The 22,733-nt window shown below is 66.7% G+C and carries 21 protein-coding genes and 1 pseudogene; 4 read left to right on the forward strand and 18 right to left on the reverse strand.

Annotation, left to right across the window (positions count from 1 at the left end; translation table 11 throughout):
• Nucleotides 1–47: 47 nt before the first annotated feature.
• The 9 genes from uvrC to ACNA0R_RS08840 form a co-directional block, all read right to left on the reverse strand.
• A complete protein-coding gene (gene uvrC / locus ACNA0R_RS08800) occupies nt 48–1,871 on the reverse strand; it encodes an excinuclease ABC subunit UvrC (protein ID WP_415825597.1) in 1,824 nt (607 codons plus the stop codon).
• Nucleotides 1,834–2,901 (reverse strand): beta-N-acetylhexosaminidase, encoded by a 1,068-nt coding sequence (gene nagZ / locus ACNA0R_RS08805; protein WP_415825598.1) that lies wholly within the window; start codon nt 2,899–2,901, stop codon nt 1,834–1,836. Before nagZ ends, uvrC begins: the two co-directional genes overlap by 38 nt.
• Before the next feature lie 180 nt (nt 2,902–3,081).
• Nucleotides 3,082–3,537, reverse strand: coding sequence for a holo-ACP synthase (gene acpS, locus ACNA0R_RS08810; RefSeq protein WP_415825599.1), 456 nt, complete (start codon nt 3,535–3,537; stop codon nt 3,082–3,084).
• A 41-nt stretch (nt 3,538–3,578) separates the two neighbouring features.
• Complete coding sequence (locus ACNA0R_RS08815) at nt 3,579–4,313, reverse strand: pyridoxine 5'-phosphate synthase (RefSeq protein WP_415825600.1); 735 nt, start codon at nt 4,311–4,313, stop codon at nt 3,579–3,581.
• A 102-nt stretch (nt 4,314–4,415) separates the two neighbouring features.
• Nucleotides 4,416–5,375 (reverse strand): winged helix-turn-helix domain-containing protein, encoded by a 960-nt coding sequence (locus tag ACNA0R_RS08820; RefSeq protein WP_415825601.1) that lies wholly within the window; start codon nt 5,373–5,375, stop codon nt 4,416–4,418.
• A gap of 150 nt (nt 5,376–5,525) precedes the next feature.
• On the reverse strand, nt 5,526–6,632 hold the full coding sequence (locus ACNA0R_RS08825; RefSeq protein WP_415825602.1) for a patatin-like phospholipase family protein: 1,107 nt from the start codon (nt 6,630–6,632) through the stop codon (nt 5,526–5,528).
• 4 nt (nt 6,633–6,636) lie between these two features.
• Nucleotides 6,637–7,431 carry an ABC transporter ATP-binding protein gene (locus tag ACNA0R_RS08830; RefSeq protein ID WP_415825603.1) on the reverse strand — a complete coding sequence of 265 codons (795 nt, stop codon included), beginning with the start codon at nt 7,429–7,431 and terminating at the stop codon, nt 6,637–6,639.
• Between the two features lies 1 nt (nt 7,432).
• The gene (locus ACNA0R_RS08835; protein WP_415825604.1) at nt 7,433–8,323 is read right to left on the reverse strand and encodes an ABC transporter permease; all 891 of its coding nucleotides are present in this window, start codon (nt 8,321–8,323) and stop codon (nt 7,433–7,435) included.
• 15 nt (nt 8,324–8,338) lie between these two features.
• Nucleotides 8,339–9,328: an ABC transporter substrate-binding protein gene (locus tag ACNA0R_RS08840; protein ID WP_415825605.1), complete on the reverse strand. Its 990-nt coding sequence runs from the start codon at nt 9,326–9,328 to the stop codon at nt 8,339–8,341.
• Nucleotides 9,329–9,597: 269 nt separating this feature from the next.
• Here ACNA0R_RS08840 and ACNA0R_RS08845 point away from each other — a divergent pair, with 269 nt between their 5' ends.
• Nucleotides 9,598–10,554 (forward strand): aldo/keto reductase, encoded by a 957-nt coding sequence (locus tag ACNA0R_RS08845; protein ID WP_415825606.1) that lies wholly within the window; start codon nt 9,598–9,600, stop codon nt 10,552–10,554.
• A gap of 98 nt (nt 10,555–10,652) precedes the next feature.
• On the opposite strand, the gene ACNA0R_RS08850 is transcribed toward ACNA0R_RS08845, so the two are convergent.
• From ACNA0R_RS08850 to ACNA0R_RS08890, 9 genes and pseudogenes are all read right to left on the reverse strand, one after another.
• Complete coding sequence (locus ACNA0R_RS08850) at nt 10,653–11,627, reverse strand: Bug family tripartite tricarboxylate transporter substrate binding protein (protein WP_415825607.1); 975 nt, start codon at nt 11,625–11,627, stop codon at nt 10,653–10,655.
• Between the two features lie 233 nt (nt 11,628–11,860).
• A complete protein-coding gene (locus ACNA0R_RS08855; RefSeq protein ID WP_415825608.1) occupies nt 11,861–13,402 on the reverse strand; it encodes a malonate--CoA ligase in 1,542 nt (513 codons plus the stop codon).
• Nucleotides 13,399–14,235, reverse strand: coding sequence for an enoyl-CoA hydratase/isomerase family protein (locus tag ACNA0R_RS08860; protein ID WP_415825609.1), 837 nt, complete (start codon nt 14,233–14,235; stop codon nt 13,399–13,401). Before ACNA0R_RS08860 ends, ACNA0R_RS08855 begins: the two co-directional genes overlap by 4 nt.
• A 39-nt stretch (nt 14,236–14,274) precedes the next feature.
• Nucleotides 14,275–15,618, reverse strand: a complete 1,344-nt coding sequence (locus ACNA0R_RS08865; protein WP_415825610.1) for a malonyl-CoA decarboxylase domain-containing protein — start codon at nt 15,616–15,618, stop codon at nt 14,275–14,277.
• Between the two features lie 112 nt (nt 15,619–15,730).
• A pseudogene (locus tag ACNA0R_RS08870) lies at nt 15,731–16,435 on the reverse strand (GntR family transcriptional regulator); the annotation flags it as partial.
• Between the two features lie 224 nt (nt 16,436–16,659).
• Nucleotides 16,660–17,430 carry a class I SAM-dependent methyltransferase gene (locus ACNA0R_RS08875; RefSeq protein WP_415825611.1) on the reverse strand — a complete coding sequence of 257 codons (771 nt, stop codon included), beginning with the start codon at nt 17,428–17,430 and terminating at the stop codon, nt 16,660–16,662.
• An 8-nt stretch (nt 17,431–17,438) separates the two neighbouring features.
• Nucleotides 17,439–18,620, reverse strand: a complete 1,182-nt coding sequence (locus ACNA0R_RS08880; RefSeq protein WP_415825612.1) for an acetyl-CoA C-acyltransferase family protein — start codon at nt 18,618–18,620, stop codon at nt 17,439–17,441.
• Between the two features lie 117 nt (nt 18,621–18,737).
• Complete coding sequence (locus tag ACNA0R_RS08885; RefSeq protein ID WP_415825613.1) at nt 18,738–19,112, reverse strand: tautomerase family protein; 375 nt, start codon at nt 19,110–19,112, stop codon at nt 18,738–18,740.
• A 176-nt stretch (nt 19,113–19,288) separates the two neighbouring features.
• On the reverse strand, nt 19,289–20,554 hold the full coding sequence (locus tag ACNA0R_RS08890) for a class I SAM-dependent methyltransferase (RefSeq protein WP_415825614.1): 1,266 nt from the start codon (nt 20,552–20,554) through the stop codon (nt 19,289–19,291).
• A gap of 182 nt (nt 20,555–20,736) precedes the next feature.
• On the opposite strand from ACNA0R_RS08890, the gene ACNA0R_RS08895 reads away from it, so the two are divergent.
• From ACNA0R_RS08895 to rpmG, 3 genes are all read left to right on the forward strand, one after another.
• Entirely contained in the window at nt 20,737–21,912 is a 1,176-nt protein-coding gene (locus tag ACNA0R_RS08895) for a multidrug effflux MFS transporter (RefSeq protein ID WP_415826053.1), read from the forward strand.
• Nucleotides 21,913–22,232: 320 nt separating this feature from the next.
• Nucleotides 22,233–22,469, forward strand: a complete 237-nt coding sequence (rpmB, locus tag ACNA0R_RS08900; RefSeq protein ID WP_066634352.1) for a 50S ribosomal protein L28 — start codon at nt 22,233–22,235, stop codon at nt 22,467–22,469.
• A gap of 35 nt (nt 22,470–22,504) precedes the next feature.
• Nucleotides 22,505–22,675, forward strand: coding sequence for a 50S ribosomal protein L33 (rpmG, locus tag ACNA0R_RS08905; protein WP_066346920.1), 171 nt, complete (start codon nt 22,505–22,507; stop codon nt 22,673–22,675).
• Nucleotides 22,676–22,733: the final 58 nt, after the last annotated feature.

Consider the following 22,733-nt stretch of genomic DNA (forward strand, 5'->3'; position numbering starts at 1 on the left):
GATGAAGCGTATGCTACAACAGCCCCGCGCAACCCGGCTGTCATCCGCTAATGCAGGGCGTCGTAGATACGCTCCGCCAGCTCCTGGGAAATGCCGTCCACCGACGCCAGATCCTCGATACTGGCTCGGGACACTCCGGAAAACCCGCCAAACCGCGCCAGCAGGCGCTGGCGGCGCCGGGCGCCGACGCCCTCGATTTCTTCCAGCCGCGACACGTTGCGGGTCTTGGCGCGCCGCGCCCGCATGCCGGTGATGGCGAAGCGGTGGGCTTCATCGCGTATCTGCGCGATCAGCATCAAGGCCGCCGACTCCGGCCCCAGGGCCACCGGCGCGCGGTCGTCGGCGAAGACCAGGGTTTCCAGGCCTACCTTGCGGCCCTCCCCCTTGGCGACCCCGACCAGCACGTGCACGTCCAGGCCCAGCTCGGCGAAAACCTGGCGGGCGACCTCGACCTGGCCCTTGCCGCCGTCGATGAGCACCAATCCCGGCAGGGGCGCTTCGCCATCGGCGACCTTGGCGAAGCGGCGCGTCAATACCTGGCGCATGGCCGCATAATCGTCGCCCGGGGTAATGCCGGCGATGTTGTAGCGCCGGTACAGCGATGGCTGCATCTCGTGATGTTCGAATACCACGCAGGAGGCCTGCGTGGCCTCGCCCGCCGTGTGGCTGATGTCGAAGCACTCGATGCGCAGGCCATCCAGCGCCGCCTCATCGGTATCCAGATCCAGGGTTTCGGCCAACGCCAAGGTACGCGCGGCGCGCGCGCCGGACTCGGTCAAGGCCCGCGCCAGGGCCATCTCGGCGTTGCGGGTGGCCTGCTCCAGCCAGGAACGGCGCACCCCCTGCGGCCGCGTCAACACGCGGCTGCGCGTCCTGGCCTGCTCCGCGAGCAGGCCGATCAGCTCATCGTCCGGCAAGGGATGCGAACAGACCAGGATAGGCGGCAGCGGATTGTCCGTGTAGTGTTGGCCGACGAAGGCTTCCAGCACGTCGGGCGCCGATTCGCCTTCCGCATGCGTGGGAAAGAAAGGCTTGTCGCCCAGATGGCGGCCGCCGCGCACCATGGCCAGGTTCACGCAAACGCGGCCGCCGGCGACGGCCACGGCGATGATGTCGCAATCCTCGCCGCCCATGTCCTCCATGGTCTGCTGGTGCAGCACCCGCGCCAGCGAGCCCATCTGGTCGCGCAGCGCGGCGGCGGTTTCGAACTCCAGGGCCTCGGACGCGCGCAGCATGCGGGCCTCGATATCCTGCATGACCTCCTTGGCCTGGCCGTTCAGGAAACGCCCGGCGCGCGCCACGTCGTTGGCATAGTCCTGCGACTGCACGGCGCCCACGCAGGGCGCCGAACAGCGGCCGATCTGATGCAGCAGACAGGGGCGCGAGCGGTTGGCGAAGACGGTGTCCTCGCAGGTACGCAGCCGGAACACCTTCTGCAGGATCTGGATGGTCTCGCGCACCGCCCAGGCATTGGGGAACGGCCCGAAGAACTGGCCGGGCTTGTTGGTCGACCCGCGGTAATACGCGATGCGCGGCCAGTCATGCGCGGTAATGAGCAGGTAGGGATAGGACTTGTCGTCGCGGAACAGGATGTTGTAGCGCGGCCGCAGGCTCTTGATCAGGTTGTTTTCCAGGATCAGGGCCTCGGCTTCGGACCGCGTGACGGTGACCTCCACCTGCGCGACCTTGGCCACCATCTGCGCGATGCGCGGACTGGTCAGCGTTTTCTGGAAATAGGAAGACACGCGCTTCTTCAGGTCGCGCGCCTTGCCCACATACATGACTTCGCCGTTCGCATCGATGTGCCGGTACACGCCCGGCAGATGCGGCAGGTCAGCCAGAAACGATTTGAGATTGAAGACTTCGGGCATGCTGGTAACGGCGATCGGCCTGGAGATCATCCCAGGACACGGACGGGTAGCGCGGCATCAGGCGGCGGATGCGTTCGACGGATTCAGGTTCGGACCGGTGGTCCAGGCGCGCCAGCAATTCATCGGCCAGGTCCGGCCTGTTGCACACCAGCACCATATCGCATCCCGCGCCCAGCGCGGCATTGGCCCGCGCCAGGATATCGCCGGCTACCGAAGCCCCTTCCATGGTCAGGTCATCGGAGAACACCACGCCATCGTAGCCCATGCGGGCGCGCAGGATATCCTGGATCCAGCGCCGCGAAAAACCGGCGGGCTTGTCGTCCACCTTGGGATAGATGACATGGGCCGGCATGACGGACGGCAGCACCAGGTCGCCCAGCCAGCCGTAAGGCGCGGAGTCTTCGCGCATCACGCGCTCCAGGCTGCGCGGATCCACGGGAATTTCGTGGTGCGAATCCGCGCTGACGAAACCATGCCCGGGAAAATGCTTGCCGCAGGCCGCCATTCCGGCCAGGGCCAGCCCCTGGATGAGCGCGCGCGCCAGCATGGCCACCACGCGCGAATCGCGATGGAAAGCGCGATCGCCGATGACCTTGCTGACGCCATAGTCCAGGTCCAGCACCGGTGTAAAGCTCAGGTCCACGCCGCAGGCGCGCAGCTCAGCCGCCAGCACGTAGCCGGTCTCCGTGGCCAGGCGCATCGCCAGCAAGGGATCGCGATCCCATACGCGTCCCAGGCCGCGCATCGCCGGCAGAGGCGTAAAGCCATCGGAACGGAAACGCTGCACCCGTCCGCCCTCATGGTCGACGGCGATCAGCAGCGGTTCGTCCCGGGCCTTGCGGATGCGGGCGGTCAGCTCGCACAGGGTCTCCCTGTCCTGGAAGTTGCGCGCGAACAGGATGACGCCGCCCACCAGGGGATGGCGCAGGCGCTTTTTTTCTTCCTTGGTCAGCACCGGGCCGGCGACGTCCACCATGACGGGGCCGGGCGGCAGCGATTTGTTCCTGGATTTGTTCTTTTCACGTGGCATGTCGATCTCTAGTCTGGATCCGGCGCGCCGCGCCGGCTTGGGTGGCAAACGCCGGGACGGATCACCCCGGCAAAACGCCCGGGCAAACGCCGCCCTGTGTGTCCTTTGGGCGCCGCGCGTTCGACGCGGGCGCGGCGGGTCATCCGCGCGGCCATTCGACGGCCTGGACGGGACGATGCATCACCCCGCCCGCCGCTCGACGACCACATAAGCGGCCGCCATGTCGGTTTCGTCGGTCAGCGATACGTGTGCCGCGCCGAAGCGGGGCTCGTACCAGGCCAGCAATTCAGGCGACAGTACCAGAACGGGACGTCCGCCGGGCGCGTTCAGCGTCTGCACCCGCCGCCATGCCATGGGCATGCGCATGCCCAGGCCGATGGCCTTGGAAAAGGCTTCCTTGACGGCGAAACGGGTGGCCAGAAAACGCACGCCGCGGCGTGGATCGCGCGCGCGCCGTGCATGGAATTTGGCCAGCTCCTGTTCGCCCAGCACCTTTTCGGCGAAACGGTCGCCGTGGCGCTGCAGCGCCCGTTCGATGCGGTCGATGCGGATCAGGTCCAGGCCGATGCCGGCGATGGCCGACGCCGCGCCGGATGGGTTGCCCGAAGGGACGGATGTAGGGTATGCCGGTTGCATCAGCGGGAATCCGGATACGTTCGCTGTCGACTCGCCGCCGCTCAGGCGCGAGCCTGTACGCGGGCCTGTACCATCAGGGCCTTCATATCGCGTACCGCTTTTTCCCAGCCGTCGAAGACCGCGCGCGCCACGATGGCGTGACCGATGTTCAATTCCGCGATGCCGGCCAGCGCGGCAATGGGCTGGACGTTGCCGTAGTGCAGTCCATGACCCGCGTTGACCTGCAGGCCGTGGCGCAGCCCTTCGGCCACGGCGCGCCGGATGCGTTCCAGTTCCGGCAGCGCGGCGTCGCCGGCGGCTTCCGCGTACGCGCCGGTGTGCAGCTCGATCACGCGGGCTCCGCTGCGCGCGGCGGCAGCGATCTGCCCGGCGTCGGGATCGATGAACAACGACACCCGGATGCCGGCCTCGTGCAGCTGCGATACCGCGGCGGTGACGGCCGCCAGCCCACCCGCCACGTCCAGGCCGCCTTCGGTGGTCAGTTCGGCGCGCTTCTCAGGAACCAGGCAGACATCCTGCGGGCGTACGTCGCAGGCGATGTCCAGCATTTCCCGCGTCACCGCGCATTCCAGGTTCATGCGGGTGCGCAGCAACGGCCGCAGGCGCCGTACGTCGGCGTCCTGGATATGCCGTCTATCTTCCCGCAGATGCAGGGTAATCACGTCAGCACCGGCGTCCTCGGCGCGCAGCGCCGCTTCGACGGGGTCGGGATAGTCGGTGTGCCGCTGCTGGCGCAGGGTAGCTACGTGGTCGATATTTACGCCTAGGTCTATCATCGCGTCGCGTGTCGTCTGGGTTCCGGCGCACCACCCATCGATGCAGGGCGGCCGGAACGGAACAGCTCAATATTATCGCGCGGCGCCGCCGGCCACGCCCGGCTATTCCTGCGTCGCCAATTCCCCGACGAACACATAGCCCATCCCATGCACGGTATGCAAGGGCAGCCTTTCGCCGCTTTCCTGGACTTTTTTGCGCAGGCGGCTGATCGCCACATTGACTGAACGCAGATTGGTGGCGGTCATGAATTCGCTCATGGCGGAACGCGAGAGCTCGCGCTTGGGATTATCGAGCAGGCATATGAAACAGGCCCGCTCCGTGCCCGTCAAATGGATGCGCTTGCCGGCGGGCGTGACCAGCACCCAGCCCTGGTACAAGACCCGCCAGGGCTCGCGGGCCGCCATCGCGCGGGAGATCCCGGCCGCGGCCGCACTGCCGGCGGCCGCCGCGCCACTCTGCATGGCCATGCCGCGCAGCGCGTAGCCCGCGGTGCGGCCGCCGGGCGCGGAACCGAGCAGGCCGGCGATGTCGGCGGAACCCACCAGGCCCACGGCGTTCGGCGTCGGCGCGGGCCGCGCGGCGGGGATGGCGGCCGCGGGGGACATCGCCGCGGCCGGCGGCAGCGCGGCGGCAACGCCCGCGGCACCGACGGACCGCCTGCGCTCGCGAATGGCCCGCCGCGCCTGGGCCCGCAGCAGCGCGGCGAGTTCGGTCGCCTCGTAGCGGCGATCCAGACACAAATGAGCGCCCGCCTGTAGCGCGTTCAAGCGCGTCTGCTGCGCGGCGTCCGGCGCCTGCAGCAGGATGCCCGCGCCGTACTGGGCGCTCAGGCGCGGCAGCACGGCATCCACCACCTGGCCCACCGGCGCGCTCGCCCCGACCAGCACCAGGTCCGGATCGCGCAGATCCAGCCACTGGAACAGGCCGGCCGCGTCGCGGCAGCCGTGAACGTGAAAGCCCATCCGGGCGAGCAGATGGACGGTGCGATTGCGGGTATCGTCGTCCGGCTCCCAAAGGGCCAGAGAAAGCGGCGTATTTTCAGTCGGGGTGCACGATTCCATGACATTCCACAAGATTGCGAAGGATGATCGATGTGCAGCGAAAGCTACCATTCTGATTTCCTTGCATTTCCAGATCGGATGCCAATTCGGACGGATCCTCCAGGGTAAGGTCCGACGGGTAATGCGCGACATGCAGTGTGCGGCGCGGACTTACGGACGATGCACGTCATGCGTGACGAAATGATCGCCTTCCGGCGGCAGGTCCAGCACGCCGGGAAGCGCCAGCGTCGAGCGGATATCCGCCAGGCCGGAGGCCCAGTGATCGCGCATGGCCGCCGTCCCGAATTCGTAATCCTTGGAGTGCCGCTCGTAGTTCTTCCTGTCGTAGATCAGGTTGATCACATTGATCGCCGGAATCTGCGCGTCGCGGCGGATCTCGGCCAGGTCGGGCGCATTGCGCCGGGCAGCCGGCAGCAGGGCCAGCACGCGCTGCAAGTCTTCGCGCAGTTTGATGTTCGACTTCAGCGTGTCGGTGACCAGCCGGGTGCGGCTGGAATACTGGATGTCCTTGCGGCGTTCTTCGACCTGGTCCATATCGGCGGGCAGCGGGCCGCGCGCCGGCCAGAGATCGACCTGGAAAACCAGCGTGTCGCGCATGGGATTGCCCGTCAGGACGTAATACAGCGGGGTGTTCGATACCAGGCCGCCGTCCCAGTAGTACTCGCCGTCGATTTCCACCGGCGGAAAACCTGGCGGCAAGGCGCCCGACGCCATGACATGATGCGGCGTGAGCTCGCACTGCGTGCTGTCGAAATAGGAGAAATTACCGGTGCGCACGTTCACCGCTCCGAAGCTGACACGCACCGGACCGCTGTTCAGCAGACCGAAATCGACGTAGGTGCGTAGCGTCTCCAGCAGCGGCGTCGTGTCGTAATAGCTGGTCGCCGCGATGCCTTGCTGGAAGAACGGCGGCGGAAAGCGCGGCGTGAAGAAGCCCGGCTGGCCATGCAGCAGGGCCGAGGCCGCCGCCAGCCGCCCGTTCATCCATTCGCCCCATGGGAAGCCTTCATAGCCGTAGGAGCGGCATATGGTTTCCCAGAAGCCGCGCAGGCGCTCCACGCGTTCGCCTTCCGGCGACCCGGCGATGATGGCGGCATTGATGGCGCCGATGGAGATGCCCGCCACCCAATCGGGCCGCAGGCCGTCCTCGTGCATGCCCTCGTACACGCCGGCCTGATAGGAGCCCAGCGCGCCGCCGCCCTGCAGCACCAGCGCCACGGTGCCGTATGCACATTTATTGCGCCTGGAACGGCTCATGGGATCAGCCGAGCAGCAGGGCGTCGTCAGCCAGCTTTTCGCCTCGCACGCGTTCGAACATGGCCAGCAGGTCCGGCACGGTCAGCCCCTTGCGTTCCTCGCCGGAAACGTCGAGCACCACCTGTCCCTGGTGCAGCATGACGGTACGATCCCCGACTTCCAGCGCCTGTCGCATGCTGTGCGTCACCATCAGCGTGGTAAGCCGGCTTTCGGCGACGATGCGCACGGTCAGGCCCAGCACGAAATCGGCGGTGCGCGGATCAAGCGCGGCGGTGTGTTCGTCCAGCAGCAGCAGGCGCGAAGGCCGCAGGGCCGCCATCAGCAGGCTGACGGCCTGCCGCTGACCGCCCGACAGCAGTCCGATGCGGTCGCCCAGGCGGTTTTCCAGTCCCAGCCCCAGCGTGGCCAGCCGTTCGCGGAAAACGTCGCGCATGGCGGCCTTGACGGCGTGCCGTACGCCGCGGCGGGCGCCGCGGGCCTGCGCCAGCGCCATGTTTTCCTCGATGGTCAGGTCCTCGCAAGTACCGGCCATGGGATCCTGGAACACGCGGGCGACGTACTCGGCGCGGCTCCAGGACGGCTGGCGGGTCATGTCCATGCCGTCGATTTCGATGCGGCCGGTATCCACCGACTGATCGCCCGACACGGCGTTCAGGAAGGTCGATTTGCCGGCGCCGTTCGATCCGATGACGGTGACGAACTGGCCCGTCGGGATATGCAGCGACAGGCCGCGCAACGCGCGGGTTTCGATCGGCGTGCCGGGATTGAAGGTGATGTGCAGATCGTGGGCGGTCAGCATGTCAGGCCCCCTGTCCCGCACGCCGGCGCCGGCGCAGCCGTGGAATCACCAGCGCGATCGTCACCAGCACGGCGGTCACCAGGTTCAGGTCCTGGGCCTGCAGGCCGATGAAGTCGATGTTCAGCGCCAGCGTGACGAAGAAGCGATACACGATGGCGCCCAGGATGACCGCCAGCGTGGCCAGGGCGATGCGCCGCGCCGGCAGCAGGCTTTCGCCGACGATAACGGCCGCCAGGCCGATGACGATGGTGCCCAGGCCCATCGAGATATCCGCGCCGCCCTGCGCCTGCGCGAACAAGGCGCCGGCCAGCGCCACCAGGGCGTTGGACAGCGCCATGCCGCCCAGGACCAGCCGCCCGGTGTTGACGCCCTGCGCGCGCGCCATGCGCGGGTTGGCGCCGGTCGCCCGCAGGGCCAGCCCCAGCTCCGTGGACAGGAACCAGTCCAGCAGCAGCTTGCAGACGATCACCACGACCAGCAGGATCAGCGGCCGCGCCATGTAGTCGCTGAGCCACTTGGGCTGCAGCAGGGTGTAGACCGTGGGTTCGGTGATCAGCGGCACATTGGGCCGCCCCATCACGCGCAGGTTGATCGAATACAGCGCGATCATGACCAGGATGCTGGCGAGCAGATCCATGATGCGCAGCTTGACGTTCAGCCAGCCCGTCACCCAGCCCGCCATGGCCCCCGCGACGATCGCGCAAGCCGTGGCGGCGAAGGGATTGAAGCCGGCCGAGATCATGGTGGCGGCCACCGCCGCGCCCAGGGGGAAACTGCCGTCGACCGTAAGGTCGGGGAAACGCAGCAGGCGAAAGGAAATCAACACGCCCAGGGCCACCAGGCTGAAGACCAGACCGACCTCCAGCGCGCCCAGCAAAGAGAAAAAAGACATCTTCGCGGCCGTGGCTTACTTGATGACCGTTGCGGCCGACTTGATCAGGGCTTCCGGCAGGGCCACGCCCTGGGCCTGGGCCGCGGCGGGATTCAGCGTCAGCTGCACCTTGTTGACGGTCGCGGACGGAATCGCCCCCGGCTTTTCACCCTTGAGTATGCGCGCCACGACGTCGCCGACCTGCTGTCCCAGCTGGTAGTAGTCCACCCCTTGCGCGGCGATCGCGCCGCGCTTGACGCTGTCGTTGTCCGCCGCGATCAGCGGGATCTTGGCGTCGGTGCCCACCTTGACCAGCGACTCGTAGGCCGACACGACGTTGTTGTCGGTGCTGGTATAGATGACGTCCACCTTGCCGATCAGGCTGCGCGCGGCGGCGGCGACGTCGACGGTACGCGGGGCGGCGGCTTCGACCAGGCTCATGCCCATCTTGGGCAACAGTTCCTGCATCTGCTTGACCACGACCACGGAATTGGCCTCGCCGGGGTTGTACACCATGCCGACGCGCTTGGCATTGGGCACGATCTTGCGGATCAGGTCGATCTGGCGGTCCAGTTCCAGCGCGTCCGAAATCCCGGTGACGTTGGTGCCGGACGGCCCCATCGAAGGCACCAGTTGCGCGCCCACGGGGTCGGTCACCGCGGCATAGACGACGGGGATGTCCTTGGTGGCGGCCACCACGGCCTGCGCGGCGGGCGTCGCGATGGCGACGATGGCATCGGGGCGGTCGCCGACGAACTTGCGGGCGATCTGCGCGGCGGTGCCGGTGTTGCCTTGCGCGCTCTGGTACTGCCATTTCAGGTTCTTGCCGGCGTCATAGCCTTTCGCCTTGAGCGCATCCTTGACACCATCGCGCACGGCATCCAGCGCGGGATGCTCGACGATGGCCATGACGGCCACCGATTTCTGCCCGGCCGGGGCGGATTGCGCGTTTCCGCCGGAATGCAGCGCGGCGGCCAGCCCCAAAGCGGCGGCAATCGCGAATACGGCGGACTTAGTCTTAGACATATAAGCAGGCTCCTGGACCTTGGAATGCGCCTGGGACGGGCCGCCCGTGGCGGGCTTCGAAGTGCCGCCCGTCCCCTGAAAGTGCATAGTCTAACTTGGCGTAGTGGCCCGCCACGCGGGGGAAATCCCTGAACTTTCCGGTAAGTGCGTCGCGCCGCCATTCGACCGATATACTTGGCCGAAAGAATCATAACGACAAGAAGAAAATTCTGACGTCCTGACCGGCATTTGTCTGACAGGCAATACAACCTCGAGAGAGCGACCTGACCATGCAACAACGTCAACTGGGCCGTTCCGGCCTTACCGTGCCGCCGCTGGCATTCGGCGGCAATGTCTTCGGCTGGACCGTCGGCGAAGCGGAGGCATTCTCCCTCCTGGATGCCATGGTCGACGCCGGCTTGAATTTCATCGACACCGCGGATGTCTATTCACGCTGGGCGCCCGGCAACCGGGGCGGAGAGTCCGAAGTCATCATCGGCAAGTGGCTGGCCAAATCCGGCAAACGGGACAAAGTGATCATCGCCACCAAGGTGGGCATGGAGATGGGCCCCAAGGCGCAGGGGCTGTCGCCCGCCTACATCGCGCGCGCCGTGGAAGATTCGCTGGCGCGGCTGCAGACGGACTACATCGACCTCTACCAATCCCACCGCGACGACCCGGATACGCCGCTGACCGATACCCTGGCCGCCTACGGCAAACTGCGCGACCAGGGCAAGATCCGCGCCATCGGGGCGTCCAATTACACGGCGGCGCGCCTGTCCGAAGCCTTGCTGTTCAGCGAACGCAACGGCCTGCCGCGCTATGAATCCATCCAGCCGGAATACAACCTGTACGCGCGCGAGCCTTATGAAAGCGGGCTGCAGGCGGTGGTAACGGCACAGGGGCTGGGGACCATCAATTACTACGCGCTGGCCAGCGGCTTTCTGTCCGGCAAGTACCGGACGGCCGCCGACGCCGGCAAAAGCGTGCGCGGCAAGAAGATCGTCGAGACGTATCTGAACGAGCGCGGCACCCGCATCCTGGCCGCGCTGGACCAGGCCGCGGAAGCGACCGGCGCCACCGCGACGCAGGTGGCGCTGGCCTGGACCATGGCACAGCCCGGCATTACCGCGCCCATCGCCAGCGCGACCTCGCTGGCTCAGCTGGACGATCTGGTGAAGGCGGCTTATCTGACGCTACCGCCGGAGATCATGCGCAGCCTGGACGAAGCCAGCGCCTGGCGCTGATGGTGTGATGGCGTGACGGCCGCCATGGCGGGGACGGCGTTGCCGTCCCGCGCCAGGCCTCCGCCACCGGCACCGGTGCTTCACCGGGACCGGCGTCGCTATTCCAGCGTGACGCCGGAATCCTTCACCACCTTGCCCCAGCGCGCCACTTCGGCATCGACGAACTTGCCGAAGGCAGGACCCGTCAGGTCGGGCGTCGCCGACCCGTTGGACGCCCATTGCTCCTTGAGCTTGGGCGTATTCAAGGCGATGGTCACCTCACGGATCATGCGCTCGACGGCCGCGCGCGGCGTGCCGGCCGGCGCCCATAGCGCGTACCAGGTGGAGACCTCGTAGTTCATCACGCCGGCCTCGGCCGCGGTCGGAATGTCCGAAAATGACGGAGACCGTTTCGCCGCCGCCACCGCCAGGGGCTTGATACTGCCGGCACGGATATGCCCCGACGACGAACCCAGCCCGTCGAATGCCAGCTCCACCTGCCCGCCTATCAGTGCCGACAGCATCGGTCCCGCGCCCTGGTACGGCACGTCGACCAGCTTGATGCCGGTCTGCATGGCGAACAACTCGCCCGCCAGATGATGCGTACTGCCCTTGCCCGCCGTGCCGTAGTTGATCTGGCCGGGCCGCTGCTTGGCGTAGGCGATGAACTCCTGCAAGGTCTTGACGGGCAGCTTGGACGCATTGATGACGACAACCTGCGGCGGCTGCGCCAGCAGGGCCACGGGGATGAAGTCCTTCTGTATGTCGTAGCTGAGCTGCTTGTACAGCGCCGGCGCCACCGCGTGATGCGCCCCGCCCATGAAGAAGGTATAGCCATCGGGACGCGCCTTGGCCGCGACGGCGGCGCCCACGGTGCCGCCCGCCCCGCCCTTGTTATCGATGACGACGGTCTGGCCCAGCTGCGTGCGCAACTGTTCGGCCAGGGGCCGGGCGAAGGTATCGGTGCCGCCGCCCGCGGGAAACGGCACGATGATGGTGACGGGACGTTCGGGCCAATCGGCCGACGCCGGGTTTGCCAGGGTGAGCGCAAGCAATGCGGCGCCCAGCGCCGCGAACCTGGTACGGTAAGCCATGGTGTTCTCCTCCGGGGTGCTGCGTAGGATGGGTTAGCGCCCATCGATCGATGCGGCGCGCCAACTGATGTCCAACGTCGGGCGCCGCTGTTTATGAATCCTTACGCGCGTTGCTACGGGTGTTGTGGCTGTCATCCTCCTGGCTTATCGATGGTGGAACGCCGGCGACCTCATCGCCGGCTCGGCCCTGCGTCACTTCATTGCCTGCCGGCTCCCTGGTCGACCGTCGCGAACTACAGCTGCCCGAAGGTCTCGCGCAGAACGTTCTTCTGCACCTTCCCCATGGTGTTGCGCGGCAGCTGTTCCGCCACATGGACGCGCTTGGGCACCTTGAAGTTGGCGATGCGGCCCTTGAGCTCGTTCTGGATCGCGGCGGGGTCCAAAGCGGCGCCGGCACGCGGTACGACAACCGCGACGACGGCTTCGCCGAAGTCCGGATGCGGCACGCCGATGACCGCGGATTCCTCCACCCCCGGCATGTCGTCGATGACCGACTCGATCTCCTTGGGATAGACGTTATAGCCGCCCGAAATGATCAGATCCTTGCTGCGGCCGACGATGCTCAGGTAATCGACGGGGATGGGATGGCCGTTCGCCTCGCCGCCCCAGCGGCCGACGTCGCCGGTCTTGAACCAGCCTTCTTCGGCGAACTCCTCGCGGGTTTTTTCCGGCATGCGCCAATAGCCGGAAAACACGTTCGGCCCGCGTACCTGGACATTGCCGATCTCGCCGGGCGGCAGTTTCCTGCCGTTGTCATCCACCACGCGCACTTCCACGCCGGGCAGCGCCTTGCCCACGGTTCCGCCGATGCGGGCGCCTTCCACCGCATCGTAGGGATTGGAGGTCAGCATGACGGTTTCGCTCATGCCGTAGCGTTCCAGGATGGTATGGCCGGTGCGTTCCTGGAAGGCGTTGAAGGTTTCGGTCAACAACGGCGCCGAACCCGAAATGAACAGGCGCATGCGCGCGCACACTTCGCGATTGAAGCGCGGCTCCGCCAGCAGCCGCACGTAATACGTGGGCACGCCCATCATGACGGTACTTTCGGGCAGATAGCGCAGCGCTTGTTCGACGTCCAGCTTGGGCAGCCAGATCATGCGGGCGCCCGCCAGCAGCGCGCCGTGGGATGCGACGAACAGGCCGTGGACGTGGAAGATGGGCAGCATGTGCAGCAGCACATCGTCCGCGCGCCAGCCCCAATAGGTGTGCAGCACCCGCGCGTTGGACGCCAGGTTGCCATGCGACAGCATGGCGCCCTTGCTGCGACCCGTGGTGCCGGACGTGTAGAGGATGGCCGCCAGGTCGTCGGCTCCCCGCGTCACCGTCTTGAAGGTCTGGGGCAATCCGCCCGCCGCCTCCAGCAGCGTGCCGGTGCGATCGTCGTCCAGCGTATAGACATGCGCGACGCCGGACTTGTCCGCCAACCGCTGTATCCACGGCAGATTGGCGCTGGCGCAGACCACGACGGACGGCTCGGCATTACCCAGGAAATAGTCGATCTCGGCTTCGCGATACGCGGTATTCAAGGGCAGATACACCAGGCCGGCGCGCAGCGTGGCCAGGTAAAGCAGCAGGGCCTCGGGCGATTTTTCCACCTGTACCGCCACCCTGGCATCCTTGGGCAGGTCCAGCGACTTCAGCAGATTGGCCAGGCAGGCGCTGGCCCTGTCGATGTCGTCCCAGGTGTAGCGCAGGGTCGGCGTCTCGATCGCGATCTTGCTGCGGTCTTGCGGAAAACCCGTTTCGAGGACCGCGTACAGATTGGCATTGCTCACTCTTTCCCCTCTCCAGTGAATGTCGGTGTTTCGCCGGCCAGAAAAGCGCGCACGCCTTCCCGATGGTCGCGGCTTTCGGCATAAGAAAAAAAACGTTCGTATTCTTCGTCGCTGAGCGGTTCATCGCGCGACAGGCGCGCCGTCATGCTTTTGTTGAGGCGGGCGGCCAGCGGCGCGCCGGCCAGGATGCGATCGACGCAGCGCCGCACCTCGCCGTCCAGGTCGGCATCGGCAACGACGCGGGTCAACAGGCCCTTGGCGCAGGCTTCCTGCGCATCCAGGATGCGCCCTTCCAGCAGCAGTTCCAAGGTCGCGGCGCGTCCCACCAGGTCCAGCAGTCCGCGCATTTCGTCCGGCGCCATCGGGAACCCCAGGCGATTGATCGGCGCGCCCAGGCGCGCGGTGCGCGCGCCGATGCGCAGATCGCACAGGCAGGCGATTTCCAGGCCTCCACCCACGCACACGCCATCGATGCGCGCGACAACGGGATGCGGGCAGGCCGCGATCGCCGCCAGCGCCGGGGCGAGTATGTCGCGGTGATAGCGCATCACGCCGGCCAGATCGCCGCGTTCGCGCGGGAATTCGCGGATGTCCGCGCCCGCGGCGAAATGGCCTTCATCGCCTTGCACGATGATGCAGCGCAGAGCGCGATCGGCCGACAGTTCGCCGAACAGGCGCGCCAGTTCCCGCCACATCGCCACCGTCATGGCGTTCATGCGTCCCGGATGGGACAGGCAGACGCGCGCGACGGCGCCCTCGCGGCGGCACAGCACCCGTCCCGGGGCGTGCGGGGCGGAAGAAGGCAGATCGGGCGGCGGATCGGCGAGCGCCATCTTCTGGATATTCCCTTGTCTTCTTCTTGAAAAAGGCGCTTATCCCATGCGCGTGATGGATCGGCTGACGGCGGGCTTGCCGGCATTGAGCCGGCTCAGATTGCCGTCGAGCTCGTCCAGTTCGTACAGATAGTTGACCATGAGCGCGGCCGACTGCGCCAGGCCTTTGGGAGAACGGTCGGCGCCCCAGTTGATGCGCTCGATGCGCGCGCCGTTGCCCAGATGGAAACGCGCGACGGGATCCAGCGGCGCGCCACCTTTCATGGATTGCAGATACGCCGCGACCAGCTTCATCCCTGCGCGTCGCACGACCTCATTGCCGGCGCGCGCGGTGGCCGCCTTGCGCAAGCGCGCCAGCCAGCGTGCGCCGTCGGGCACGCCGCGCCGCGAGCGCTCGCGGGTTTTGTCGCGCACGATGTCTTCGACTTCGTCCGCGTTCAGCTTGCCCAGCCAGTCGGCGAAGCCCGGTATCGGCGACAAGGTGGCGAAGGACTTCAGCTTGGGCAGTTCCGCGAGCAACTGGTCGATCACGCGCTTGAGCAGGAAATTGCCGAAGCTGATACCGCGCAGGCCGGGCTGGGTATTCGAGATGGAATAGAAGATCGCCCAGCGCGCCTTGTCCAGATTCTGCGGCGGCTGCGCCGTATCCAGCAGCGTCTGCACGTCGTCGGCCATCTGCGGCGCGAAGGCGACTTCCACGAAAATCAGCGGCACGTCGGGCATTTGCGGATGGAAGAAGGCATAGCAGCGGCGGTCTTCCGCCACACGATGCTTCAGGTCGTCCCAGGACTGGATTTCGTGCACGGCCTCGTACACGATCAGTTTTTCCAGCAGGGACGCAGGCGTATCCCAGGTCAGGCGCCGCAATTCCAGCAGCCCCACGTCGAACCAGGCGGATAGCAGGCCTTCCAGCGTCTTGTCCAGGACCTGCAGGCCCGCGACCTGCTTGCGCCACCGCAGCATATCGGCGCGCAGTTCCACCAGGAAACGCAGACCGTCGGGCTGGTTGTTGAAGCGGCGGAACAGGCGGCCATTGGCCTCGTCGGGCTGCTCCTGCGCCGCGCCGGCGGCCGCCAGCAGGCCCAGCATGGCGCGGCGCGCCTTGCCTTCGGCGGACGTATAGGCCTGGCACCAGGCATGCGCCAGCCGGTTCGCGGCGACGTCCGTCAGGCGCGGGCCGAACAGGGGGCGCAGCGCCGCCTGATCGGGAAAGGGATCACGTTCCCACAGCTTGCCCAGCCGCGCCATCAAGCCGGCTTCCGTCGTGGGCTTGTCGTCGTCGGCATCGGAGGAAGACCGCGTGACGGCGATCTCGCGATGGGCCACGGTTTTAGCCAGCGAGCGCGCCGCGCGCGCGGGTACGAGCGGTTCGGGAACGGTCATGAACAGGCTCCTTGACGGTGGGGGCGGCGGCATCGGCCGCCGCCTTGGCGGATCGGGATTGCGCCGATTTGGCGGAACGAGGCCGCGGGGGTTTCACGGCCGCCGGCTTGCGCGCGGCCTTGGCGACCGCGATCGCGCCGCCGCCCTGCTCCAGGGCGTGCAAGGCATCGAGCTGGCGCAGCAGATGCTTGCGCGCCACGGCTTCGGCACGCTCCGGATCGCGGTCTCGAATGGCCGCGAAAATGGCCATGTGCTCGGCGCAGGACTCGCCGATGCGGCCGGGCAGCGTCAGGCTTTTATGGCGCGACAGGCTCAGGACCTTGCGCAGATTGCCGATGGTGTCGGACAGCCAGCGATTGTCCGCCAGGGCCTGGATGGCCTCGTGGATGACATAGTTGGCTTCGTAATAGGCGTCGATACGGCCAGCCGCGGCGTGGTCCCGCAGGGTGTCATGCAGGGCGGCGAGGCGGTGGACGTCTTCCGGGCCGGCCTTGCGCGCGGCCTCGTAGGCGCAGCGGCCTTCCAGCATCGCCATCAAGGGAAAGATGTCGTCCAGGTCGCGCATGGACAGCTCGTTGACGAAACAGCCGCGGCGCGGCTCCAGCCGCACCAGGCCTTCGCTGGCCAGCAGCTTGAGCGCCTCGCGCAAGGGTGTCCGCGATATGCCCAGCTGGGCCGCGACGCGCAGTTCGTCGACCCACTCGCCGGCCGCCAGGGCGCGCGAACGGATCATTTCACGCAGCCGTTCCGCGGCTTCCAGGTACAGGGCCTGGCGCACGATAGGCTGAGGCGTTCCGAGAGCGGTATCGATGGTCATGGCGATTCCGGGGCCTGCGTGGGAGACGTCACTGCGAAAACGGCACTGCTGGCGCGGCACTGCGGATCGCGCCCGGATCACGACCCGGGATCGCCCCCGGGGCACGGATCCGGGGTCATCACTTCGGGGGCACGACCCGCATAATTCATAATTATGGCTGGCTTATTCTTGCACCGCGGGGTACCGGTCCGCAAGCCCCACGTTGGATGAGGGGCCCCGCCCCGTCAATAGACCAATCTGCCCCCGCGGGCCTGGCCGGCCAGGGCGCGCGCCCAGCGCCGCGCCGGCAGCCCATAGGCGGCCTCGACCACGGCCGCGCGGTCCAGCAGCGCTTCCACGGGAATGTCGATGGGGGGCCCCGAAAAAGCCAGCACGATGCGATTTCCGGCATCTATCTCCGGCAATAGGGCCAGGCGGCCGTCGAAAGCCGTGAACAGGTTCTCGATATTGCGCGGAAAGCTTTCGTGCTCGCCGAACAGGTTGACGGCCAGCACGCCGGTGTCGCCCAGCACGCGGCGGCAATCGCGGTAGAAGCGCACGGAGTCGCGCACCGGGCCGCGCGCCTGCGCGTCATACAGGTCGACCATCAGGATCGGACAACGTCCGGCCTGGCCGGGCTCGGCCACCCAGGCGCCGGCATCCGCTTCCTCCACGATCAGGCGCGGCGGTCCCGGCAGGCGGAAGAAAGCGTGGCAGATGGCCGTGACGCGCGGATTCCACTCCACCGCCACCACGCTGCCGCGGGTGCGCTTCACGCAAAAGCGTGCCAGCGAGCCGGCGCCCAGGCCCAGCAAGCCTATGGCGCCGTCCTTGGGCGGCTCCATGAACAGCAGCCAGGCCATCATCTGGGCGGTGTACTCCAGGACCAGCTCGGCCGGATCCGCGATGCGCATCGCGCCCTGGATCCAGGGGCTGTCGAAGTGCAGATAACGAACGCCGTCCGACTCAGAAAGCGTGGGTATGTCCAGGGCGGACGGCGCGGGGCGTGGCGGCATGGGGTCCTTCAGATACGTTCGAAAATGGCGGCGATACCCTGGCCGCCGCCGATGCACATGGTGACCAGCGCATAGCGGCCGCGTACGCGCTGCAGTTCGTACAGCGCCTTGATGGTGATGATCGCGCCTGTCGCGCCGATGGGATGTCCCAGCGCGATACCGCTGCCGTTGGGGTTCACCTTGGCCGGATCCAGGCCCAGCTGGCGCGTCACGGCGCAGGCTTGCGCGGCGAAGGCTTCATTGGATTCGATCACGTCCAGCTGATCGACCGTCAGGCCAGCGCGCTTCAAGGCGGCCTGCGAGGCCGGCACCGGGCCGATGCCCATGTACGCCGGATCGACGCCCGCATGGCCGTAAGCCACCAGGCGGGCCAAAGGCTGCACGCCGCGCTTGCCGGCAACGTCGGCGCTCATCAGGACGACGGCGCCCGCGCCATCGTTGATACCGCTGGCGTTACCGGCGGTGACCGTGCCATTTTCCTTCTGGAATACCGGCTTGAGCTTGCCCATCGTGTCGACGGCGACATCGCGCCGCACATGCTCGTCGACGTCGAAGGTCACATCGCCCTTGCGGCCCTTGATGACGACGGGGACGATCTGGTCCTTGAAGTAGCCGGCGTCGATGGCGGCGGCGGCGCGGCGGTGCGATTCGACCGCCAGGGCATCCTGGTCGGCACGGCTGATCTCATATTTGGCGGCCACGTTTTCCGCGGTGACGCCCATGTGGATGCGCTGGAAGGGATCCGTCAGCGCCCCCACCATCATGTCGAGCATCGTGGCGTCGCCCATGCGCGAGCCCCAGCGTTGCGCCGGGGCAATATACGGCCCGCGGCTCATGTTTTCCGCGCCCGCGCCCACGGCGATGTCGGCATCGCCCAGCATCACGGATTGCGCGGCCGACACGATGGCCTGCAGGCCCGAGCCGCACAGGCGGTTGACGTTGAAGGCCGGGGTTCCCTTGTCGATGCCGGCATTCAGGGCGGCGACGCGCGACAGGTACATATCGCGCGGTTCGGTATTGATGACGTGGCCCACGGCGACGTGGCCGACTTCCCCGCCGTCGACGCCGGCACGGGCCAGGGCCTCGCGGATCACCGTGCTGGCCAGGTCGATGGGCGGCACATCCTTGAGCGCGCCGCCGAAGGTTCCCACCGCGGTACGCGCGCCGGCGGCAATGATGACTTCTTTCATGATGGCTCTCCTGTAAACGCTGGTCTTCCGTGCCGCCGCATTCAATGCGGCGGCACGCGATGCGGCGGTATACGGGGCGCGGGCAGCGGATGCCCGCGCACCCGTTGCGTCCGCGCCTTAACGTCCTGCCGCCTTGGCACTGACCCCGTTGGCCATGCCCATATCGGTATTCGGTATGTCGTCCAGCAGCACGCGCACATCGTCGCCCGATACGCCCAGCGCTTCGCACGCGGCGCGGTTCAGGGCCTGGTACAGCGCGTTCTTCTGGTCTTCCGTGCGGCCGCTGATCAGATGCACGTGATACACCACCGACTGCTTGCCGATCTGGCCGCCGACGATGATGTGCTCGGGCGCGACTTCATGCAGCATGATGCGCACGCTGCGCAGCGGCGCGCCCAGGCTGTCGACGACCGCCTGCGTGGCCGCGTTCAGCAACGATGATTTCCGGCCGGCGGACCAGCCGGACAAAACATGGACATGAAGAATGGGCATGGGAATTCCGCGATGTCGCTGTGGGAAGGAAAACGCCGCCCCGCGGGCGGCGTTCCGTGATGGCGCGGGCCCGGCGGACGCCGCAACGGACGCACTACGCTATGGTATACGGTTGTGCGCGCCCCGTAGCGTGGCGTCCGTCGCCCGCATGGCGCCGGGCCGCGCGCGCGACGCTCTCAGGCCGGTGTACCCGTGTACATGTAATCACGCCGCCAGGGATAGGCAAGATCGGCCGGATGATCGAGCTCATCGGCACGACCGGTAGCCAGCCTTTGGCCCAATACCTGATGCAGGGCGATCCAGCCGTGCTCGAAGGCCATGGCGCAGCCCGCCAGGTACAAGCGATAGGCGCGCAGCGATTTCGCGCCCTGCTCGCCGGGCAGGATGCGGGCGGCGGCGTCCAGTTGCGCTTCCAGGCTGTCGCTCCAGGCCCACAAGGTGCGCGCATAGTGTGGGCGCAGATTCTCGACGTCCGTCGCCTCCAGACCGCCTTCGGCCATTGCCGCCATCACATTACTGATGTGCGTCAGTTCGCCGCCAGGGAAAATGTACTTTTCGATGAAGTCGCCCATGCCGCTGCCCAGCTGGGCATTATGGACACCGCCCGCGGTGATGCCGTGATTCATGATCAGGCCGCCGGGCCGCACCAGGCGGCGCAGTTTGGCGAAGTAGTCGGGCAACTGCGCGCGGCCCACGTGCTCGAACATGCCCACCGACGAAATCTTGTCGTAAGGCTTGCTCTCGTCCAGTTTGCGGTAATCCAGCAATTCCATGCGCACACGGCCCTGCAGGCCTTTTTCCTGGATCAGGCGATTCACATGCGCGTGCTGGTTGCGCGACAGGGTAATACCCGTGGCGTCGACGCCGTAGTTTTCCGCCGCCCACAACAGCAGGCCGCCCCAGCCCGCGCCCACATCCAGAAAACGCTCGCCCGCGTTCAAACGCAGCTTGCGGCAGATATGGTCCAGCTTGGCTTCCTGCGCCTGGGCCAGCGTCATATCGGGCGTGCGGTAATACGCGCAGGAATACACGCGGCGCGGATCCAGCCATAGCGCATAGAAATCGTCGGAAAGGTCGTAATGGAATTCGATCTGCCTGGCGTCGCGCTCGACGGAATGCCGCTGCACCGAAACCATGCGGCGCATCAGGCCCTGCAGCCAGGTGGTGCGCTCGGCCTGCACCGGCGAATTGGGCAGCAGTTCGGCGGCCGCGCGCATCACATCATGCATATTGCCCTGTATGTCCACCAGCCCTTCCACATAGTCCTGGCCCAGGATGCCGACCTCCCCCGCCGCCAGATGCGCCAGCGCGGCCTTGCTGCGCGCGACGAACTTGACCTTGGGATTCGGCGCACCGACTTTGGCGCCGTCCGGCATTTCCAGTTGGACCGGGATCGAAACGGACTCCAGTTTGCGTCCCACCGCAGACAACACAGGATTCACGACAGTCAGCCTCGTAAGAAATAACCTGCGGACTTTATCGGAATTTGTTTCCGATTTGAACCGCGGCTCCACATGTTACATTTTGAGGACGCATTCCCCTTCCACGCCTCCGCCATTCAGGCAAACGTAAATAAATGTCCTCTTTCCTGCCCACGCGCGGCCTGCCCGGATGGCTTCTCCTGATGGGTGCGCTGACCGCGATCGGGCCGTTTTCCATCGACCTTTATCTGCCCGCTTTTCCCGCCATCGCGACGGGCCTGAATGTCGGCCAGGGCGATGTGGAGCGCACCATGGCGGCCTATCTGCTGGGGCTGTCGGCGGCGCAGGTTTTCTATGGGCCGCTGGCGGACCGCTATGGACGCAAGCCGCCGCTGCTGGTGGGACTATCGCTGTACATCATCGCGTCGCTGGGATGTGCGCTGGCCGTCGATATCGAAAGCCTGACGGCATGGCGCGCCGTACAGGCACTGGGCGGGGCGGCCGGCGTCGTGATCCCGCGCGCGGTGATACGCGACCACTACGACACCCAGGAAGCGGCGCGCGCCTTGTCGCTACTGCTGCTTATCATGGGCCTGGCGCCGATACTCGCGCCGCTGGTGGGCGGTCAGTTGCTGCTGCTGACGGGATGGCGGGGAATATTCGGCTTGATGCTGGCCGCGGGCGTCGCGCTGATGGCGGCCATGCTGTTCATCATGAAGGAATCGCTGCCGCCCGAACGCGTGGTACGGCTGCATTGGCGCACCATCGCGCGCAACTACGGCGAACTGCTGCGGCATCGCAAGTTCATGGCGCACAGCCTCGCGGGCGGCCTGGGGCAGGCCGGCATGTTCGCGTACATCGTCGGATCGCCGCGCGTGTTCATCGAACTGTACGGCGTCGACCCGCAGCACTATGGCCTGCTCTTCGGCCTGAACGCCGCCGGCCTGATCGTCGGGTCGCAGGTCAGCGCGCGGCTGCTGGGCCGCATGGCGCCGCAGACCCTGCAGCGCCGCGCCCTGGTCACCCTGGCTTTGGCGAGCCTGGCCAGCGTGCTGCTGACGCTGGCGGGGTGGATGACGCTGCCCTTGCTGATGGTCTGCCTGATCGGCTACATGAGCAGCCAGGGCTTCGTGAATCCGAATTCCGCGGCGCTGGCCCTGGCCGAGCAGGGCAAGCGTCTGGGAGTGGCCTCCGCGCTGCTGGGCACGCTGCAGTTGTCCTGCGGCGCGCTGGCGGGCTTGTGCGTCAGCCTGTGGCAGGATGACACGCCGCTGCCGCTGACGGGCGTACTGGCCGCCTGCGCCTGCCTGTCCTGGCTGGCCGGACGCGTCGCCCGGACGGGCGCGGCCCGGCCGGCGGCCGCCGGCACGGGGGCTTGATGCCCAACGATTTTTCGTAGTAGAATCGCTGGCTTACGAATTTACCCGTGCCGCTACTATGCTTTGTAGCCGGCACTTCCACCCCGCGGACGCGTAGCAGGACGTACAGCAGTCGGTACTCCCGGCAGTGATGTACTACTGCGGCCAGCAGGGGCGGCGGGCACAAGCACTTGGGCCGCGTGGCAATATGACCATCGGCCCGACATCCTTGAAATACGGGATGGCCGGCAACCCAGCACAAGCAACACAAAGGGAACCGGCGGCTAAGCTCCCGTCCCCAGGCCATACGCGGCAAGCATTGAATTTTTTGAGGTGCATTTATGGCACGCGTATGCCAAGTGACGGGCAAGCGCCCGATGGTGGGCAACAACGTTTCCCACGCCAACAACAAGACCAAGCGCCGCTTCCTGCCCAACCTGCAGTCGCGTCGTTTCTTCGTCGAAAGCGAAAACCGCTGGATCACGCTGCGCGTCAGCACCAAGGCCCTGCGCACCATCGATAAGAAGGGCATCGACGCCGTTCTGGCCGAACTGCGCGCCCGCGGCGAAGCGATCTAAGCCATCCCCGCCCTCAGACTATCCAGGAGTACGACATGGCAGCCAAAGGCAACCGCGAAAAGATCAAGCTCGAGTCGACCGCCGGCACGGGACACTTCTACACCACGACCAAGAACAAGCGCACGATGCCGGAAAAGATGCTGATCAAGAAGTTTGATCCGGTCGCGCGCAAGCACGTGGACTACAAGGAAACCAAGCTCAAGTAATCGAGCCGCCGGAACCATCGCGCCGACCGCCCCGCCGCTACCGCGACGATCAGCGAAC

This window comes from Bordetella sputigena (assembly GCF_965137885.1).
In the GTDB taxonomy this organism is placed as follows: Bacteria; Pseudomonadota; Gammaproteobacteria; order Burkholderiales; family Burkholderiaceae_B; genus Bordetella_C; species Bordetella_C sputigena.

Excerpts from the sequence above, each read along its gene's own strand:
- uvrC (WP_415825597.1), bottom strand. The coding sequence starts at position 1,871 with ATGCCCGAAGTCTTCAATCTCAAATCGTTTCTGGCTGACCTGCCGCAT.
- nagZ (WP_415825598.1), bottom strand. The coding sequence starts at position 2,901 with ATGCCACGTGAAAAGAACAAATCCAGGAACAAATCGCTGCCGCCCGGC.
- acpS (WP_415825599.1), bottom strand. The coding sequence starts at position 3,537 with ATGCAACCGGCATACCCTACATCCGTCCCTTCGGGCAACCCATCCGGC.
- ACNA0R_RS08815 (WP_415825600.1), bottom strand. The coding sequence starts at position 4,313 with ATGATAGACCTAGGCGTAAATATCGACCACGTAGCTACCCTGCGCCAG.
- ACNA0R_RS08820 (WP_415825601.1), bottom strand. The coding sequence starts at position 5,375 with ATGGAATCGTGCACCCCGACTGAAAATACGCCGCTTTCTCTGGCCCTT.
- ACNA0R_RS08825 (WP_415825602.1), bottom strand. The coding sequence starts at position 6,632 with ATGAGCCGTTCCAGGCGCAATAAATGTGCATACGGCACCGTGGCGCTG.
- ACNA0R_RS08830 (WP_415825603.1), bottom strand. The coding sequence starts at position 7,431 with ATGCTGACCGCCCACGATCTGCACATCACCTTCAATCCCGGCACGCCG.
- ACNA0R_RS08835 (WP_415825604.1), bottom strand. The coding sequence starts at position 8,323 with ATGTCTTTTTTCTCTTTGCTGGGCGCGCTGGAGGTCGGTCTGGTCTTC.
- ACNA0R_RS08840 (WP_415825605.1), bottom strand. The coding sequence starts at position 9,328 with ATGTCTAAGACTAAGTCCGCCGTATTCGCGATTGCCGCCGCTTTGGGG.
- ACNA0R_RS08845 (WP_415825606.1), top strand. The coding sequence starts at position 9,598 with ATGCAACAACGTCAACTGGGCCGTTCCGGCCTTACCGTGCCGCCGCTG.
- ACNA0R_RS08850 (WP_415825607.1), bottom strand. The coding sequence starts at position 11,627 with ATGGCTTACCGTACCAGGTTCGCGGCGCTGGGCGCCGCATTGCTTGCG.
- ACNA0R_RS08860 (WP_415825609.1), bottom strand. The coding sequence starts at position 14,235 with ATGGCGCTCGCCGATCCGCCGCCCGATCTGCCTTCTTCCGCCCCGCAC.
- ACNA0R_RS08865 (WP_415825610.1), bottom strand. The coding sequence starts at position 15,618 with ATGACCGTTCCCGAACCGCTCGTACCCGCGCGCGCGGCGCGCTCGCTG.
- ACNA0R_RS08875 (WP_415825611.1), bottom strand. The coding sequence starts at position 17,430 with ATGCCGCCACGCCCCGCGCCGTCCGCCCTGGACATACCCACGCTTTCT.
- ACNA0R_RS08880 (WP_415825612.1), bottom strand. The coding sequence starts at position 18,620 with ATGAAAGAAGTCATCATTGCCGCCGGCGCGCGTACCGCGGTGGGAACC.
- ACNA0R_RS08885 (WP_415825613.1), bottom strand. The coding sequence starts at position 19,112 with ATGCCCATTCTTCATGTCCATGTTTTGTCCGGCTGGTCCGCCGGCCGG.
- ACNA0R_RS08895 (WP_415826053.1), top strand. The coding sequence starts at position 20,737 with ATGGGTGCGCTGACCGCGATCGGGCCGTTTTCCATCGACCTTTATCTG.
- rpmB (WP_066634352.1), top strand. The coding sequence starts at position 22,233 with ATGGCACGCGTATGCCAAGTGACGGGCAAGCGCCCGATGGTGGGCAAC.
- rpmG (WP_066346920.1), top strand. The coding sequence starts at position 22,505 with ATGGCAGCCAAAGGCAACCGCGAAAAGATCAAGCTCGAGTCGACCGCC.